Annotated in this window: 18 protein-coding genes; 7 read left to right on the top strand and 11 right to left on the bottom strand. The window is 63.0% G+C overall.

Annotated elements, in window-relative coordinates:
* Positions 1–678 precede the first annotated feature (678 nt).
* From LAC81_RS16225 to LAC81_RS16235, 3 genes are all read left to right on the top strand, one after another.
* Positions 679–1,572, top strand: a complete 894-nt coding sequence (locus LAC81_RS16225) for a LysR family transcriptional regulator (protein ID WP_113541130.1) — start codon at positions 679–681, stop codon at positions 1,570–1,572.
* A 126-nt stretch (positions 1,573–1,698) separates the two neighbouring features.
* Complete coding sequence (locus LAC81_RS16230; protein ID WP_223725626.1) at positions 1,699–2,343, top strand: DUF1007 family protein; 645 nt, start codon at positions 1,699–1,701, stop codon at positions 2,341–2,343.
* On the top strand, positions 2,337–3,377 hold the full coding sequence (locus LAC81_RS16235) for a nickel/cobalt transporter (RefSeq protein ID WP_223725627.1): 1,041 nt from the start codon (positions 2,337–2,339) through the stop codon (positions 3,375–3,377). Before LAC81_RS16230 ends, LAC81_RS16235 begins: the two co-directional genes overlap by 7 nt.
* Before the next feature lie 29 nt (positions 3,378–3,406).
* Here LAC81_RS16235 and LAC81_RS16240 read toward each other — a convergent pair whose 3' ends face one another.
* The 4 genes from LAC81_RS16240 to LAC81_RS16255 form a co-directional block, all read right to left on the bottom strand.
* A complete protein-coding gene (locus LAC81_RS16240; RefSeq protein WP_034786975.1) occupies positions 3,407–3,613 on the bottom strand; it encodes a hypothetical protein in 207 nt (68 codons plus the stop codon).
* 41 nt (positions 3,614–3,654) lie between these two features.
* A complete protein-coding gene (locus tag LAC81_RS16245) occupies positions 3,655–4,350 on the bottom strand; it encodes a GNAT family N-acetyltransferase (protein ID WP_223725628.1) in 696 nt (231 codons plus the stop codon).
* A 121-nt stretch (positions 4,351–4,471) separates the two neighbouring features.
* Complete coding sequence (locus LAC81_RS16250) at positions 4,472–5,185, bottom strand: tellurite resistance TerB family protein (RefSeq protein WP_223725629.1); 714 nt, start codon at positions 5,183–5,185, stop codon at positions 4,472–4,474.
* 194 nt (positions 5,186–5,379) lie between these two features.
* Positions 5,380–6,018, bottom strand: a complete 639-nt coding sequence (locus tag LAC81_RS16255; protein ID WP_223725630.1) for a 2-dehydro-3-deoxy-phosphogluconate aldolase — start codon at positions 6,016–6,018, stop codon at positions 5,380–5,382.
* A gap of 202 nt (positions 6,019–6,220) precedes the next feature.
* Here LAC81_RS16255 and LAC81_RS16260 point away from each other — a divergent pair, with 202 nt between their 5' ends.
* The 3 genes from LAC81_RS16260 (at position 6,221) to LAC81_RS16270 (ending at position 8,654) form a co-directional block, all read left to right on the top strand.
* The gene (locus tag LAC81_RS16260; protein ID WP_223725631.1) at positions 6,221–6,694 is read left to right on the top strand and encodes a CYTH domain-containing protein; all 474 of its coding nucleotides are present in this window, start codon (positions 6,221–6,223) and stop codon (positions 6,692–6,694) included.
* Positions 6,691–7,599: a CHAD domain-containing protein gene (locus LAC81_RS16265; protein WP_223725632.1), complete on the top strand. Its 909-nt coding sequence runs from the start codon at positions 6,691–6,693 to the stop codon at positions 7,597–7,599. Before LAC81_RS16260 ends, LAC81_RS16265 begins: the two co-directional genes overlap by 4 nt.
* A 98-nt stretch (positions 7,600–7,697) precedes the next feature.
* Positions 7,698–8,654 carry a rhodanese-related sulfurtransferase gene (locus LAC81_RS16270; RefSeq protein ID WP_223725633.1) on the top strand — a complete coding sequence of 319 codons (957 nt, stop codon included), beginning with the start codon at positions 7,698–7,700 and terminating at the stop codon, positions 8,652–8,654.
* Between the two features lie 244 nt (positions 8,655–8,898).
* On the opposite strand, the gene LAC81_RS16275 is transcribed toward LAC81_RS16270, so the two are convergent.
* The 4 genes from LAC81_RS16275 to LAC81_RS16290 all read right to left on the bottom strand — a co-directional run bounded on the left by LAC81_RS16275 (position 8,899) and on the right by LAC81_RS16290 (position 11,970).
* Positions 8,899–9,306, bottom strand: a complete 408-nt coding sequence (locus LAC81_RS16275; RefSeq protein ID WP_223725634.1) for a GFA family protein — start codon at positions 9,304–9,306, stop codon at positions 8,899–8,901.
* Between the two features lie 111 nt (positions 9,307–9,417).
* A complete protein-coding gene (locus LAC81_RS16280) occupies positions 9,418–10,194 on the bottom strand; it encodes a MetQ/NlpA family ABC transporter substrate-binding protein (RefSeq protein ID WP_113541121.1) in 777 nt (258 codons plus the stop codon).
* A 38-nt stretch (positions 10,195–10,232) separates the two neighbouring features.
* Positions 10,233–10,898, bottom strand: a complete 666-nt coding sequence (locus tag LAC81_RS16285) for a methionine ABC transporter permease (RefSeq protein WP_192450810.1) — start codon at positions 10,896–10,898, stop codon at positions 10,233–10,235.
* Positions 10,888–11,970 (bottom strand): methionine ABC transporter ATP-binding protein, encoded by a 1,083-nt coding sequence (locus LAC81_RS16290; protein WP_223725635.1) that lies wholly within the window; start codon positions 11,968–11,970, stop codon positions 10,888–10,890. The genes LAC81_RS16285 and LAC81_RS16290 overlap by 11 nt, the downstream gene beginning before the upstream one ends.
* A gap of 414 nt (positions 11,971–12,384) precedes the next feature.
* Between LAC81_RS16290 and LAC81_RS16295 the strand changes: the two genes are divergently transcribed.
* Positions 12,385–13,257 (top strand): NAD-dependent epimerase/dehydratase family protein, encoded by an 873-nt coding sequence (locus tag LAC81_RS16295; RefSeq protein WP_223725636.1) that lies wholly within the window; start codon positions 12,385–12,387, stop codon positions 13,255–13,257.
* A 54-nt stretch (positions 13,258–13,311) separates the two neighbouring features.
* Here the strand turns inward: LAC81_RS16295 and LAC81_RS16300 are convergent, their stop codons facing one another.
* The 3 genes from LAC81_RS16300 to LAC81_RS16310 form a co-directional block, all read right to left on the bottom strand.
* Positions 13,312–14,679: a GH1 family beta-glucosidase gene (locus LAC81_RS16300; protein WP_223725637.1), complete on the bottom strand. Its 1,368-nt coding sequence runs from the start codon at positions 14,677–14,679 to the stop codon at positions 13,312–13,314.
* Between the two features lie 149 nt (positions 14,680–14,828).
* Entirely contained in the window at positions 14,829–16,010 is a 1,182-nt protein-coding gene (locus LAC81_RS16305; RefSeq protein WP_223725638.1) for a Gfo/Idh/MocA family protein, read from the bottom strand.
* A gap of 258 nt (positions 16,011–16,268) precedes the next feature.
* Positions 16,269–17,321, bottom strand: a complete 1,053-nt coding sequence (locus tag LAC81_RS16310; protein WP_223725639.1) for a sugar phosphate isomerase/epimerase family protein — start codon at positions 17,319–17,321, stop codon at positions 16,269–16,271.
* Positions 17,322–17,394 lie beyond the last annotated feature (73 nt).

The raw sequence follows: 17,394 nt of genomic DNA on the forward strand, positions 1-17,394 counted from the left end.
ATGCCCCGCTTTCGCGGAGGACAAAGGGCATACGCGCACATGCGATGGAACCAGCCGGTGGAGACCCCGGAACCAAGCATGCGCTCGATGCGCGAACGGTGAATCAAAGCCCGCCTAGGCTTCAATTCGGCTTTGTCTGCCATGGATTGGAGGGGGTAACCCAACCGCACTTCCGGCAATGAAGGTGTGCCTCTTCAGTAACCCCGGCTGTTGGAAAGCCGGCAGACACCAGAAAGGCCCGCACCGTCGTTGCTTCAAGATGTCCTCGCATTTCCCGGTTGGCCGGAATAGCGACTGGAGGGGTTAGTTCCAGGTACCTTACCGATACCCTCACCTAATCGAGGGTCGGCGGACACCCACAGGCACGTGCGACTTTGGGCAAGGGCGTAGGTAAGAAAAAAGCCTGTCGTAATCAAGAGTTTTTTCGCACGAGCAGTTGAATTTTTTTACAAGCGGGCAAAACTGGCGGTGTTCACAAACATTGAACGATCACAGCCGGATCGATCACCGCCGTAAATAGTTGAAAAAGCGTGATTATCTTGAGAATGCGTCGCCGCCCCTCGAAGCCGGCGCGAGAGGCGCAAGCAACGGACAATCCGCCGTCGGTATCATGGACGCAAAAGAGGCGTTCGCCGGCGAATCGCTGAACGCAATTGAGAGCACGAAAGAAAGATCGCCATGGACACACTCACCCGCATCCGCGCCTTTATCGATGTCGTGGACGCCGAGGGGTTCTCGGCCGCCGCCAGGCGCGTCGGCAAGTCGAAGGCACTGCTTTCCAAATATGTGCGCGAGCTCGAAGACGAGCTCGGTGCGCTGCTTCTCAACCGCACCACGCGGCAATTCTCGCTGACGGAAGCCGGTCACACCTATTATCGCACCGCGTCCGAAATCCTGAAGGAGATCGACAACCTCGCCGATCTCGTACGCGCGAACAACTCTGACCTGAAGGGACGGCTGCGCATCACCGCGCCGCGCACCTTCGTCGACGCCGAGATCGGTCAGTCGCTTGTGGATTTCGGCAAGCAGCACCCGGAACTCTCGCTCGAGATCGTCTCCGACGACCGCTTCGTCGATCTTGTCGAAGAAGGCTTCGACGTCGCCATCCGGATCACCCGGCTGGAAGATTCGACGCTGATCGCCCGCAAACTCGATGACTTCCAGGTGCTGATCTGCGCCGCGCCGGAGTTCCTCGAAAGATCCGGGCCGATCGAACACCCGACCGACCTGTCCAAGATCCCCTGCATTCTCGACACCAACGGCCGCTCCTATTCCAACTGGCGTTTCGTCGAGCCCGACGGCTCGGCCTTCACCGTGCCTGTCAGCGGCCCGATCGAGGTCAACAGCCCTCTTGCCGCTCTCAGGGCCGCCGTCTCCGGCATCGGCGTCTCGATCATTCCGGACTTCATCGCCCGCCCGAAGATCGCGACGGGCGAACTCGTCACGCTTTTCGACGACTTCCTGCCGCGCGACCGCGGCATCTACGCGATCTATCCGCATCGCCGCTACCTGCCGGCCAAGGTCAGGACCCTCGTCGACTTCCTGCACGCCTGGTTCCGCAAGCCGCGCTGACAGCCAAAGACCAGCCGTAGCGACCAATGGACGTGATCGGCCAAGTCCCAATTCCGTCCCATTTCCGGTACATTCCCGGAAACGAATCGCGGGGAGATCGTCCCCGTCCGAAAGGATTGCCGCCTCATGAGAATCAAGCGCCTCGTCATGGCCGGCCTTGCCACCCTGCTTGTGCCGTCGCTGGCCCTTGCCCATCCGCACATCTTTGCGGAAGCGCGCCTCGAGGTGGTTTCAGACGACAAGGCCGAAGTCAGCGAACTCCGGAACGTCTGGCGCTTCGACGAGCTGTTTTCATCCAGCGTCGTGCTCGATTTCGACAAGAACTCGAATGCGACGCTTGATCCGGATGAACTGGCGGAAGTCGGCCAGACCGTGCTGGAGTCGCTCGCGGAGTACAATTATTACACGACGATCTTCAACAACGGCAAAACCATCAAGGTGAACAAGCCGGAGAGCATCACCGTCGACTACAAGGACGGTCAGCTCCTGATGATGTTCGCCGTCAAGCCGGCCGAGCCGATGCCGCTCAAGGGCAAGCTCTCCTTCGGAGTCTACGATCCGACCATGTATACGGCGATGGATTTCCCGACCGACAACGACCTGACCGTCGTCGGCGATAAGATCAGCGCCTGCGAACACAAGGTCGTCCGCCCTGATGCCGACGAGGTTCTCGCCGAGAACAAGGACACGCTGACCGATGCCTTCTGGAGCGACCCGACCGGCACGGACATGTCGAAGCTCTTTGCAACCAGGATAGAGATCACATGCTGAACACCCGCAGGATCGGACGTCTGGTCACGGCAGCGCTCATCGTTACGGCGCTCTCCGCAACGCTCGCCGCCGCCCAATCGCCGCTCGGCATCGGCACGGCCGAGCCTTCGTTCAAGACGACCGGTTTCCTCGGCGGTTTCTTTGCCTGGGTGAACATGGAGCAACAGGGCTTCTACCGGCTGATGACCAACGCGCTGAAGGGCATGCGGGAAAACCCCTGGCAGCTCTGGTCGCTGGTCGGGCTCTCCTTCACCTATGGCGTGCTTCACGCCGCAGGCCCTGGCCATGGCAAGGCCGTCATCTCCTCCTACATGATCGCCAACGAGACGGAACTGAAGCGCGGCGTCATGCTGTCGTTCCTCTCGTCGATCCTGCAGGGCATCGTCGCGATCCTTCTGATCGGCGCCGTCTACCTGCTGCTGCGCGGCACGTCGATCAACATGACCACGGCAACGCGCTGGCTGGAAATCGCCAGCTACGCGCTGATCGCTGCTTTCGGCGGATGGCTGTTGCTGCGCAAGCTGCGCTCCATGATGCGGCCGGTCGCCGTGGCCTCGGGCGCCGGTGGCGGCCATATCCATCTGGCGCACGATCACGATCACCATCATCACCACGACCACGGTGGACACCATGGGCACAGCCATGGCCCGGGCGAAGTCTGCGCCAGCTGCGGGCATGCGCACGCCCCCGATCCATCGATGCTTCGGGGTGATCGTTTCGCGCTCCGGGAAGCCTGGTCGGCCGTTATCGCCGTCGGCCTGCGCCCCTGCTCCGGCGCGCTCATCGTGCTTTCCTTCGCGCTCCTGAACGGGCTCTATCTTGGCGGCGTACTCTCGGTCTTTGCGATGTCGATCGGTACCGCGATCACGGTCTCGATCCTCGCGACCATGGCCGTAACCGCCAAGGGCTTTGCGCTGCGCTATGCGTCAAGCGGCTCTGCCGCCGCCCGTATCTCGAACGGCATCGAGATCGCCGGTGCGGCCCTGGTTCTGTTGCTTGGATTGGTGCTGCTCGGCGCGGCGCTGCAGAGCTGAGGCTTGCCTGCCCTGAGAGGTAGCGACCGCTAAAGCCCGCGCTTGCGCTGGTAGCGAGCCCTGAGCCAGAAGAGCAGGAAGAAGCCGAGGACGAAGATCACGCCAAAGGCGGCGGCAAGCCAGGGCGAGATGTCGCCAAGCTTCAGCATGATCGACGGCAGCACGAAGAAGCCGAGACCGGCGACGACGAGAATGATCGCAGCGGCGATCGCCGGTGACTTTTCCTTGTTCTGCATGATTTCCCTGCTGTTTACTGGTGCGACGGAGCGTGCGGCGCCTATCTCGACGCCTGACGCTCCAAGTCCGCACGTATATCTTCAAGCCGCCGTTTCTGGCGACCATCCGCGTCGAAATTATCAGCTGCGAGCCAGGTTTCGAATGCGGCATTGAGCAGCGGCCATTCGCTGTCGATCATCGAGAACCACGCCGTGTCGCGGTTTTCGCCCTTGGAGATCATGTGCTGGCGGAAGATGCCCTCGAAGGTGAAGCCGAGGCGCGCCGCCGTGTTGCGGCTGGCCATGTTCTCGCTGTGGCATTTCCACTCGTAGCGGCGATAGCCGAGATCCTCGAAGACGTGTTTCGCCATCAGATAATGGACTTCGGTCGACAGCGGCGAACGCGCCATGGCGGCACCATGGGCGACGGCACCGACCTCGACGACACCGTTGGCAGGATCGGCGCGCATATAGTTGGCCATGCCGACGACGATGCCGGTCGTCTGATCGCGGAACACTTCAGTGACCCAGCCGGATTTCTCCTGTGCGGAGGTCAGCCAAACATCGAAATCCTCAATACCTTTGAAATCGGGCTGCGTGAAATACTTCAGCAGCGGATTGATCGCCATGCCGCCGAAGCCGTCCCACAGGTCCTGCAGGTGCCGATCGCGTTCATAGGCCTCCAGCTTGACGAAACGTCCTTCGAGCGCGACGCCCTTCGGTGCCGGGCATCCTTTCCAGTTCTTCAGATCACGCATCGGCCGCTCCTCCAATCCTCGCTACATCGGCATAGGCCAGAGAAACGGCCGACACAAATTCAAACTGGTTATGAACTCAGTTCAAATCGGTGATGACCCCTATCTGGGGTCGCACGGTTTGTCAGGCCGTGGCCGGCACCTTCGCAGCCGAGACCGTCGCCTCGATATGATCGACCAGTGCATCCGGAAGGCCGAGGCGGCCGGCGAGCAGGTCGAGATAGCCGCGCTCGGCGCGTGTTTCCGGCTCGATCGTCAGGCGAGAGGCGGTGTAGACCTCGACGCGCTCTTCCTCCGTCTTTGCCGCGCCGACAATCGCGTCGATATCGACAGGGTTGGCAAGCTCGCTCTCCAGGAAGGCGGCGGCATCGGCCGAAAGGCCGGAAACCGACAGCTTGTCCATGATGTGCTGACGCTCGGTCTCATCGATATGGCCGTCGGCGCGCGAAGCGGCGATCATCGCCCGCACCAGCGTCAGTGCGAAATCGTGGCTGACTGCCTCGGGAGCCGAGGCGAAGCCGGAATCGGCCGGCGGCGGCAGGAGTTCCGGTTCGCCCTTGGCGACCGTTGCGCCGCCCGGCGTGTTGCCGGCCTGATAGTTCTTGTAGGCCTGGTAACCGAGGCCCGCGATCGCAGCGAGACCGCCGAGCACAGCTGCATTGCCGGCAAGCTGGCGACCCGACTTGGTGCCGAGCAGGACGGCAGCGATGGCGCCGGTCGCCAGCGGGTTGTCCTTGGCAAGTTGCGTCGCCTGGGTCGCGCGGTCGCGCACCGTGCCGCCGGCACCGGGCACCTGCGATCCCAGAAACTGATCCAGCAATTTCTTCGCGTCGAACATCGGGTTTCGCTCCTTGTCGGTACCGGGCGGATGAAGACGAACAAAACGGCGCGCCGCCCGCGACCGCGCCGTCGAATGGAGTGAGACATAGGAACGTTGCAGCGGAAATACAAACTCGCGCGGGAGACGAACGGCCAACAAAAAAGGCCGGGCTTTGGCCCGGCCTTTAAATGAATGCGGCCGTTTCTTGCTGCTCAGCCCTTGAGCGCGAAGGCTTCGGCCGCAAGCTTTGTGATGCCGGCCCAGTCTCCCTTGGCGACCAGTTCCTTCGGCGCGACCCAGGAGCCGCCGACGCAAACGACGTTCGGCAGCGTCAGATAGTCGCGCGCGTTGGACAGTGAGATCCCGCCGGTCGGGCAAAAGAGCGTGCCGGCAAGCGGCGAGGACAACGATTTGAGATAGGCTGCACCGCCGGCCTGTTCCGCCGGAAAGAACTTCATGACCTCGTAGCCTTCTTCACGCAGACCCATGACTTCGCTGGCCGTTGCAGCGCCCGGCAGCAGCGGCACTTCGTGGTCGTTGGCGACGTCGATCAGTTCCTGCGTCGTGCCGGGGCTGACGATGAACTTCGAGCCGGCCTCGATCGCCGCTTCGAATTGCGCGGCGTTGAGGATCGTGCCGGCACCGGCAACGGCACCTTCGACTTCGTTGGCAACTGCCCTGATCGCTTCGAGTGCTGCCGGCGTGCGCAGCGTGATCTCGATCGCCCTCAACCCACCGGCAACCAGAGCGCGCGCCAGCGGCACGGCGGTCGCGACGTCGTCGATCACGAGGACCGGAACGACCGGCTGCAATTTGAGGGTGGAAAGAAGCCTGTCGGTTTTCGCGCTCATGCCGATCGTCCTTTTTAAAACGATTGAATATGCCCTCCGCATACTCCGCCGGTCACCGGTTGTCGAGACCCAAGGGCGCAAGAGTGCGGCATTCTCATGTAAGTCGAAGATAAAACATTACCTACAACAAAGAGATGACTTGAGCCTTCACACGAAAGAGTTAGTTTGATGATCGCGAGCCTATCGAAATGGCGGATCATCCATGGCGAAGGAAATAGAACGCAAGTTTCTGGTCGCTTCCGACGGGTGGCGAGAGCATGCGGACAAGGGCATAGACCTCCGGCAAGCCTATGTCGTGACCATGGACGACCGCTCGCTGCGGGTGCGTGTCCATGGCAACAAGTGGGCGCGTCTTACCATCAAGATCGGCAAGTCGGCGCTCGTCAGAAACGAATATGAATACGACGTACCGCTGGATGATGCCCGCGAGATGCTGACACAGGCGGTCGGCATCGTCATCGAAAAACGGCGCTACCGCGTGCCGCACAAGGGCTTCGTCTGGGAAGTGGACGTCTACGAGGGCGCGCTCAAGGGCCTGGTTGTCGCCGAAGTGGAGATGAAGCGCGAGACGGATATGCCGGCACTGCCCAACTGGATCGGCCGCGAAGTCACCGGCGACCGCCGCTACTCCAATCAGTCGCTTGCCACAGAGGGGCTGATGGAACCCCAATCATGACCTACGCCTTCCGGCCCGGACGGCCGTTCACCGACGACTTTCGCGCCATCGCAGCCGAGCAAATCACGCAGGCGGTCATGACCCTCGAAGACCGCCCAGGCGGCCTGCACGAGGCCGTCCATGAGGCCCGCAAGAACTTCAAGCGTCTGCGCTCGCTCTATCGATTTGTCGCCGCCGACGCGCCGCAGTTCCAGAAGCACGAAAACGCCCGCATTCGCGACATGGCCCGCAATCTCTCGATCGTCCGCGATGCCGCCGCTCTCGTCGAAAACGCCCATTATCTCAGGGCAGCAGCGTGCAACGAAGAGGAAGAACGCGCCCTCACCCATGTCTGCGAACGGCTGACGACCCGTCGCGACCGCATCGCCGCCCGCGAGACCGATATCGAGGATCGCGTCGCCGGCACCATCGTCGCCTGCGAACAGGCCCTACAGGCACTGGCGCATGTGTCGTTCGACGATCGACGCAGCAGGACCGCGGCGCGGCTGACGAAAGGCTGGCGCCGGACACTCAAGCGCGCCGCACGCGCCAAGGAGGCTTGCAGCGCGAGCACGGACGCGGATCCCTTCCACGAATTGCGCAAGCGGGCACAGGATTACCGCATGCATCTGGGGCTGATGCGCGAGACCTGGCCGTCTGCCATGCAGGCCAAGCGCAACGAGGCCAAGATGCTGGTCGACACGCTCGGCCACCTCAACGATCTCGCCGTCATGATCCAGCTGGTCAACGAAGATCCGGCGCTGGCCGGCAACAGCCAGGACCAGGCCCATCTCATCGCCGCCGTCATTGCAAGGCAGGAAACCTTGCGCGACGAAGCGTTGGCGCTGGCAGCAACGGTCTTCCAGGAGGCGCCCGACGAAGAAAGCCGGACGATCCGGCTGCTCTGGCTCGACGCCGCCCGCTGACGAAGCCGGCCCAACCTATCGATCGCAAGCGCGACAGAGTGCCCCCTCTCGCCCGCGGCGATTGCGCTTGCGCCGCGAAAGCTGTATTTGCACCGGCCATGACCGACATTTCCTCGACCCCGCGCCCTGAGACCCATGGTGAGACGCATGGCCAGTTCCTGGTTGCCGCGCTCTATCATTTCGCAAGCTTCCCGCGCTTCGCCGATTTCCGCGAACCGCTGCAGGCCGTCTGCGACGAAAACGGCGTCAAGGGCACATTGCTGCTCGCCCATGAGGGCATCAACGGCACGATCGCCGGCACCGACGCCGGCATCGCCGTGGTGCTGGCCCTCCTGCGGGCGCAGCCGGAACTCGCGGCCTTGGAGCACAAGGAAAGCCGCGCATCCTCCATGCCTTTCCTGCGCATGAAGGTGCGACTGAAGAAGGAAATCGTCACCATGGGCGTCGAGAACATCGACCCCAACAAGATCGTCGGCACCTATGTCGATGCGAAGGATTGGAACGCGCTGATCTCCGATCCCGAGACGATCGTCATCGATACGCGCAACGACTACGAGACCGCGATCGGCATCTTCAAGGGTGCGGTGGATCCGCAGACCAAGACCTTCCGCGAGTTTCCGGACTGGGTGCGCAACCACACCGGCCTGCACAACAAGCCGAAGATCGCCATGTACTGCACCGGCGGCATCCGCTGCGAGAAGGCGACCGCCTTCATGAAGGAGCAGGGCTTCGACGAGGTCTATCACCTCAAGGGCGGCATCCTGAAATATCTCGAGGAAGTGCCGCAGGAAGAAAGCCTGTGGGAGGGCGCCTGCTTCGTCTTCGACGAGCGCGTCTCGGTCACCCATGGCCTCGAGGAAGGCGAACACACGCTCTGCCACGCCTGCCGCCAGCCGCTGACCCCGGCCGACCTCCTGTCGCCGCACCACGAGGACGGCGTCTCCTGCATCCATTGCCACGAGATCCGCACGGACGAGGACCGGGAACGCTACCGCCAGCGCCAGCGCCAGATCCTGCTTGCCAAGAAGCGCGGCGAGCGCCACCTCGGAAGCTGACTTTTTTCGCCGAGAAAGCCCCTCATCGGCGCGGTGACTGAGCTACCCTCTTGCTGTGAGGGAAGCGCCCCTCATCCGCCTGCCGGCACGGCGCCGCCCCAGCCGGTGACCAAGCTCCAGTTCGCGGGATGCCTCATCAGACGGGCTCGAAGACCCGCTCGCGACGGCCGTTCGAAGGCACGTCCCCTCGCCCCGCTTGCAGGGAGAGGGCTAGGGTGAGGGTCGGTTTCACTCGCGAACGCAGTCAGCCCGGCAACGCCTCGCATTCCTCAAGTGCCAATGCACTGCGGTCCCATTCATGGCGGCTGCGGGTGAAGATCGCGTCGGTCGGGCGAAACACCGAGGGATCGTCGAGCGTTCCGGCATAGACCGACAGGCGCGGATCCTCTGGCGGACCGGAGCCGTAGACCTGGCTGCCGCAGGTTTCGCAGAAATAGCGAACGGATGGATTGCCGTTTTCGGCGCGCGTCTCATAACCGCGGCCCGCACCTGACATCGTCACATCGGCGCGATCGAAGATCATGTAGCAGCAATGGCCGGTTCCGGTCGTGCGCTGGCAGTCGCGGCAATGGCAGAAGCCGGAATAGAGAGGTTGAGACTTCAGCTCATACCGGATCGCACCGCAGAGACACCCGCCCTTCATAGCACTCATGTTCCATCCTCCTCGAAGTGGCAGGAGGATAGCCAAGCGGGTCTTGCGGTCAAAGAAAAACCGCGCGCCGGGGTGCGGCGCACGGTCGATGGTTTGCTTAGGCGGAGATGCTTACCAGCTCGGGATCAGCGCGCCCTTGAAGGTGTCGTTGATGAAGGCTCGCACCTTTTCGTCGTGGTAGGATTCGACCAGCGTCTTCACCCACGGTGCATCCTTGTCGGCCTTGCGGACGGCAATGACGTTGGCGTAGGGCGACTTCTCGCTTTCGATCGCGATTGCATCCTTCTTCGGATGCAGGCCGGCTTCCATCGCGTAGTTGGTGTTGATGACAGCCGCATCGACGTCCTGGAGCGAGCGCGGCAGCTGCGCCGCATCGAGTTCGGCGAAGGTGATGTTCTTCGGGTTTTCGGTGATGTCGGCCGGCGTCACCTTGAGGCCGACCTCTTCCTTGACCTTGATCAGGCCCTTCGACGCGAGAACGAGCAGCGCGCGGCCGCCGTTGGTCGGGTCGTTCGGGATGGCGATCGTCGCGCCGTCCTGGAGTTCGTCGAGGCTCTTCACCTTTTGCGAATAGACGCCCATCGGCGTGGTGATGGTGGTGCCGACGCTGACGATGTCGAAGCCACGATCAGCGATCTGGTTGTCGAGATAGGGCTGGTGCTGGAACGAGTTGGCGTTGAGGTCGCCATCGGCCAGAGCCTGGTTCGGAACAACGTAGTCGGAGAACTCGAGGATCTCGATGTCGAGACCCTTGGGTGCCGCGATTTCCTTCACCTTCTCCATGATCTGGGCATGTTCGCCCGGCGTTACGCCGACCTTGATGGTCTCGGCGAGCGCCGTGCCGGCGGAAAGAGCGGCAATCGCCGCTGCGATGATGAGCTTCTTCATGGATGTCTCCTTGGTTCACGTTCAGTCTTGGGAGGAATTCAGGTCTTGCGGTTCTTCTTGTCGAAGCGCCGCGCCAGCCCGTCGCCGGCGCTCTGGACGAGCTGCACCAGCACGATCAGCACGATGACGACGACGAGCATCACGTCGGGCATGAAGCGCTGGTAGCCGTAGCGGATGCCGAGGTCGCCGAGCCCGCCGCCACCGACGGCGCCGACCATGGCCGAATAGCCGATGAGGCTGACGGCAGTCATGGTGAGCGCCAGGGTCAGCGCCGGTCGCGCCTCGGCGAGCAGCACCTTGAAGACGATCTGCATCGGGGTCGCGCCCATGGCGCGCGCCGCCTCGATCAGGCCCTTGTCGATCTCGCGGATCGCCGCCTCGACCAGACGCGCGACGAAGGGGATGGTGGCGATCGTCAGCGGCACGATAGCAGCCTTCGTGCCGATCGAGGTGCCGGTCAGAAGCCGGGTGAAAGGAATGATGGCGACAACGAGGATGATGAACGGCGTCGAGCGCGTGGCGTTGACGATCAGCCCGACGATGCGGTTGAGCGTCGGCGCCGGAAAGAGCTCACCCTTGCCGCTGGTGGCGAGGAAGATACCGATCGGCCCACCGATCAACGAGCCGATCAGGCCGGCGATGGCGACCATGTAGATCGTGTCGACGGTGGCGCCGCCGATGCGCAGGAGAATATCAGGCGACATAACCGAGCACCTCCGTGACCAGACCGTTTTCGGTAAAGAAGCGTTCGGCGCGGCCGGACGTCTCGGCATCCGCGCCATAGGCGACGACCAGCGAGCCATAGGGCGCGCCGCCGATCTCGTCGATCGTGCCGGCTATGATGTTGACCTCGGCGCCGACCGATTTGATCAGTTGGGAGATCAGCGGCTTTTCGGCCGCAGCCCCGAAGAAGGTGAGCCGCACGACGGCGCGATCGCCGGCCGCCGGTGCAGGCTTCAGCGCGCGGGCGACCGCGTCTGGAAGCTTCGAGCCCGGCAGGCCCGAAAGCAGCGCCCGCGTCGTCTCGTGCTTCGGATGGGTGAAGACGTCGAAGGTGTGGCCACGCTCGACGATGCGGCCATGATCGATCACGGCCACATCGGATGTCACCGCCTTCACCACTTCCATCTCGTGAGTGATGAGCAGCACCGTCAGGCCGAGATCGGCATTGATGCGCTTCAACAACTCCAGGATCGACTGGGTCGTTTCCGGATCGAGGGCCGAGGTCGCCTCGTCGGAAAGCAGGAGCTTCGGCTCGGTCGCAAGCGCCCGGGCAATGCCAATGCGTTGCTTCTGGCCGCCCGAAAGCTCAGCCGGATAGCGCCCGTGCTTGTCGGCAAGGCCGACGAGATCGAGCAGCGGCAGCACGCGCTGTTCGATCGCGCGCTTGTCCATGCCCGCGATTTCAAGCGGCAGCGCGACGTTTCCGAACACGGTGCGCGAGGACAGCAGGTTGAAGTGCTGGAAGATCATGCCGACGGATCGGCGCAGGCTGCGCAGCGCCGCCTCGTCGAGCCCGCCGACATCGACGCCGTCCACCAGCACCTTGCCGCCCGTCGGCTTTTCGAGCCCGTTGACCAGCCGGATCAGCGTGGACTTGCCGGCGCCGGACCGGCCGATGATGCCGGTGATCGAGCCTCGATCAACAGTCAGCGAAACGGTATCGAGCGCGGTAAAGGCGCCGCTGGTGCCGGAGGCGGGAAAATGTTTGGAAACGCCGTCGAAAACGACGGCCGCGTCAGCCGATGGCGTGGCTTTCAGGGCTGAAACGCTCATCGTTCGGGTGCCCCCGAAAGAGGCGCAGTCGAAATGTGCGGATACATTAGGTGCTCTCGGGTGTTCAAATCTCGTGATCCCGGGGAAGCCGGGATGGAAAGCGTGTCCGGTCAGGCCGACATTCGACAACGCATTCGGAACAGGGAGCACTTCTCTAGCATCAAGCAACCAGTCAGTTCAACTTTTGCGCCGCATGGCCCGCATGCGACATAATCTACGGCTCTTATGGAGAACTATGGGTGGATTTCACAGGCATGATTTTCCGCAATAGGCAGAGGATTGGCAAAACCATGCTCTTTTGCTGTCCAGCGTGCCGAGATCCGGCAGATCGTCAGTTTGGATATCCTTGTTCGAACCGACTGCACCGGACCGAATTTCATGCTAACGGGCAGCAACAGGGTTACGAGGTAGGAAATGCGCATCGTCTTGACCGGGAGTTCCGGCCGTATCGGCCGGGCCATCTATAACGCACTCGCCGCTGCCGACCACGATGTCATCGGCATCGACCGCGCGCCCTTCGGCACGACGGCCATCGTCGACGATCTCGTCGATGGCGAGTTGCTGGAGCGTGTCATGGAGGGAGCAGATGCGGTGATCCATACCGCTGCCTTGCATGCGCCGCATGTGGATGCGGTTGCCGACCAGGAATTCGAGCGCGTCAACGTGATGGGCACGCATCTGGTGATCGCCGCAGCGCAGGCCGCCGGCGTCGGCCGCATCGTCTTCACCAGCACGACGGCGCTCTACGGCCATGCGGTCACCGAAGGCGGCTGCGCCTGGATCACCGAAGAAACGCCGCCGAAGCCGCATACCATCTACCATCACACCAAGCTTGCGGCCGAAGCACTGCTCGAAAACGCCGCCGATCGTGCTTTGCATGTGCGTGTGCTGCGCATGTCGCGCTCTTTCCCAGAGGCCGCCGATCGCGTCGCGGGCTACCGCCTGCACCGCGGCATCGATGTGCGTGACGTTGCCGCCGCCCATGCGGCCGCGCTCGATAATGGCGGCCCGGCCTTTCAGCGCTACATCATCTCGGGCGAGACGCCCTTCCTTCCGACCGATTGCCGCCGTCTGGCGGAGGACGCGGCGGGGCTCTTGCGTGAACGCGCGCCAAAACTGTCGCAGGCCTTCGCCGATCGCGACTGGCCGCTGCCCGCAACCATCGACCGGGTGTACGACCCGAGCGCTGCGATCGAAAAACTCGACTGGAAGCCGCGTTACGGTTTCAAGGAAGTGCTGGCCCAGCTCGACCGGCAGAGCCTCGAGGTCCTGCCGGTTCGTCGGTGAGATAGCACAGCGCCGAGGGCAACACCGGGCGGGCTGAGCCCGCCCACCAGATCGTCAGACGTGGTTGCCCTTGGGAAACTCTTCGGCCAGCGCCTGGAACCAGTGGCCGCTCTTCTTGATGGTGCGCACCTGGGTGTCGTAGTCGACATGCACGATGCCGAAGCGCATCTTGTAACCTTCGGCCCATTCGAAATTGTCCATCAGGCTCCAGGCGAAATAGCCGCGCATCGGATATCCCTCGGCGACTAGATCCGCGGTCACCGACAGGTGGTCGGCGATGTAGTCGAGCCGCGGCTGGTCATCGACGATGCCGTTCTCGACGCCCATGTTGTAGCAGGCGCCGTTCTCGGTGATGTAGCAATCGGGCAGCTCATAGGTCGCGTTCAGCGTCTTGACGAGGCTGCGGAGCGCTGGGGCATAGACTTCCCAGCCGATATCCGTCTTCACCTCGCTCACCGGCTTCGCATTGACGGTCGCCGGGTATTCTGCCCCCTTGGCCGGATCGTTGCTGACCCGCACCGGCGTGTAGTAGTTGAGCCCCCACCAGTCGAGCGGGCGGGAGATCGTCTCCATATCACCGTCTTCGATCGCCGGCATGCGGTGCCCGAGCGCGCTCATGAAGCTGTCGGGGTACTCCCCCTTGAAGATCGGGCCGAAGAAGACGCCATTGTGGAAGTCGAAGGCACGATCGGCGGCTGCCTTGTCGGCCTTGCTGTCGCTGCCCGGATAGACCGAATGGGCATTGATGACGATGCCAGCGGGCAGGTTGGCCCGCTCGGAGCGGATGGCGTCGACGCCGAGGCCATGCGCCAGATTGGTAAAGTGCAGCGCGTGCAGGGCTGCGTCCATGTTGCGCTCGCCCGGCGCATGGATGCCGTAGAGATGGCTGAGCCAAACCGAGCACCAGGGCTCGTTGAAGGTCGCGACTGCATCGAGCCGGTCGCCGAGTCGGGCGATCACGGTCTTGGCGTAGCGCTGGAAGGCATAGGCCGTCGTGCGCGCCGTCCAGCCGCCGTCGCCCATCAGCGCCAGCGGCAGGTCCCAGTGATAGAGCGTCGCGAAGGCCTTGATGTTGCGCGCCTTCAGCCCGTCGACGAGGCGGTCGTAGAAGTCGAGACCCTTTTCGTTGATCGGACCGGTCCCTTCCGGAATGATCCGCGGCCAGGCAATGGAGAACCGATAGGCATCGACCCCGAGGCTCTTGATCAGGTCCAGATCGTCTTCCAGCCTGTTGTAGTGGTCGCAGGCGATATCGCCGTTGTGCCGGCCGAAGACACGCCCCGGCATGTTGGAAAAGGCGTCCCAGATCGACGGCTTGCGACCATCGGCCTTGGTGGCGCCTTCGATCTGGAAGGAGGCGGTTGCCACCCCGAATACGAAATCGCCCGGAAAGCGCTCAGCCAGGATCTTGGGATCGGTCATCTCTTGGTCTCGTCTCGTTCCGGCCCCACCGGCAGCGGGGCCTTTTCGTTTTCAGTCTTGTCATCGGCCGACCTAGAACCATGCCGGCAAATGTCAACTCGCGAAAAAGGGCGGGAAAGCCCCGCCCTTCCGCCGGTATCGGCCTGTGGCTATACCTTTACCCATGCCCCATTTCGTTTGGATGACTGGACGCAGGCATCGACGAAGACCATGCCCTTCATGCCATCATCGATGGTCGGATAGGTGACGGCCGGATCGATCTTTTCGCCCTTGCGCTTGGCGAAGATGGCGCGGGCCGCTTCCGTGTAGATGTTGGCGAAGCCTTCGAGGTAACCTTCCGGATGGCCGGACGGAATGCGGCTGACGCGGTTTGCAGCAGCCCCGGCACCCGCACCAGCCCGGGTCAGCAACCGTTTCGGTTCGCCGAACGGCGTGTACCAGAGATAGTTCGGATCCTTCTGCGTCCACTCGAGCCCGCCCTTGGTGCCGTAAACGCGCACCATCAGGCCGTTTTCGTGACCCGGCGCCACCTGGCTGCACCAGAGCAGGCCCTTGGCGCGCTCGCCGTCCTTCGCCTTGAAGCGCATCATCACATGGGCATTGTCATCGAGCTGGCGACCGCCAACGAAGCTGTCGAGATCGGCAGCGAGTTCTTCGAGTTCGAGACCGGAGACGAAGGCGCCGAGGTTGTAGGCGTGCGTGCCGATATCGCCGGTCGAACCGCCGGCACCCGAGCGCGCCGGATCGGTGCGCCAAGCCGCCTGCTTCTGGCCTGATTGTTCGATGTTTTCGGTCAGCCAGTCCTGCGGATACTCCATCTGCACCAGCCGCACCGCACCGATCTCGCCATTGGCAACCATCTCGCGCGCCTGCCGCACCATCGGATAGCCGGTGTAGTTGTGCGTCAGCACGAACAGCGCATCGCTCTCGTCCGCCGCCTTCTTCAGCTTCTTGGCATCGCCAAGCGTCGAGGTCAGCGGCTTGTCGCAGATTACATGGATGCCGCGCTTCAGGAATTCCTTGGCCGCGGCGTAGTGCACGTGGTTCGGCGTGACGATCGCTACCGCCTCGATGCCGTCCTTCAGCTTCGCCTCGCGGATCGCCATCTGCTTGAAGTCGGAATAGACCCGCGACGGGTCGAGCCCGAGCTCGCGGCCGGAGTTTTCCGCCTTCTCCGGCGTCGACGACAGCGCGCCGGCCACCAACTCATAGTGATCGTCGAGCCGGGCTGCGATGCGGTGCACCGCGCCGATGAAGGCGCCGGAGCCGCCGCCCACCATACCAAGCCGGATGCGGCGCTCGCGCTTCTCGCTCGTTCCTTCGATTGCCATCGTCTTCTCCCCTGTTTCCGTTCCGTGTCGTGTTGTTGTCGCGGCTTTCGCCCCGCACCGTGAGCGTCTACCCCTCATCCGCCTGCCGGCACCTTCTCCCCGCTTGGCGGGGAGAAGGGAGATGCCGCACCCGCTCGCCACACAGACCTTGGCAACATCAACGTAGGAGCAACGGGCCAGCGGTCGTGCAAGTCCCCTCTCCCTGCGTGCGGAGAGAGGGTTAGTCCTCGGGTGAAACCCGAGGAGAGGGGCCATTTTTCAAATCCCCAACATCCGCCGGTTGGCGGCATCGTCCGTGCCTGCACCGGCGAAATCGTCGAAGGCCTTCTCGGTCACGCGGATGATGTGGTGCTTGACGAAGTCGGCCCCCTCGCGCGCGCCGTCTTCGGGATGTTTCAGCGCGCATTCCCATTCGACCACCGCCCAGCCGGCGAAATCATTGGCGGCCATCTTCGAAAACACCGCGCCGAAATCGACCTGGCCGTCACCGAGCGAACGGAAACGGCCGGCGCGGTTGACCCAGCCCTGATAGCCACCATAGACGCCCTGGCGTCCGGTCGGGTTGAACTCCGCATCCTTGACGTGGAACATGCGGATGCGTTCCTTGTAGATGTCGATGTTGTCGAGATAGTCGAGGCACTGCAGCACGTAGTGCGAGGGATCGTAGAGCATGCAGGCGCGGGCATGGTTACCGGTGCGCTCCAGGAACATCTCGTAGGTGATGCCGTCGTGCAGGTCCTCGCCCGGATGGATCTCGTAGCAGATGTCGACGCCGTTTTCCTCGGCATGGTCGAGGATCGGCTTCCAGCGCTTTGCCAGCTCATCGAAGGCGGCCTCGACGAGACCGGCCGGGCGCTGCGGCCAGGGATAGACAAAAGGCCAGGCAAGCGCGCCGGAGAAGCTCGCCATCGCATTCAGGCCGAGGTTCTTCGAGGCGGTCAGCGCCAGCTTCACCTGTTCCACCGCCCAGGCCTGGCGCGCTTTCGGGTTGCCGCGCACTTCCGGTGCTGCAAAGCCGTCGAAGGCCTCGTCATAGGCCGGGTGCACGGCGACCAGCTGGCCCTGCAGATGGGTCGAAAGCTCGGTCACCTCGACGCCGTTGTCGCGCGCCGTGCCGAGAAACTCGTCGCAATAGGTCTTCGAGGTCGCGGCTTTCTTAAGATCGATCAGCCGTGCGTCCCAGCTCGGCACCTGCACGCCCTTGTAGCCGCAATCGGCCGCCCATTTGGTGATCGCGTCCCAGGAATTGAACGGTGCCGCATCGCCGGCAAATTGCGCAAGAAAGAGCCCTGGCCCCTTGATGGTTTTCATCCCGATTTTCCTCCCAATGGAACGACTATCGACCCATGCGACCAGTCAGCAAAGAATGCGCTAAGCGCCCTAT

Source organism: Ensifer adhaerens, assembly GCF_020035535.1.
GTDB lineage: Bacteria > Pseudomonadota > Alphaproteobacteria > Rhizobiales > Rhizobiaceae > Ensifer.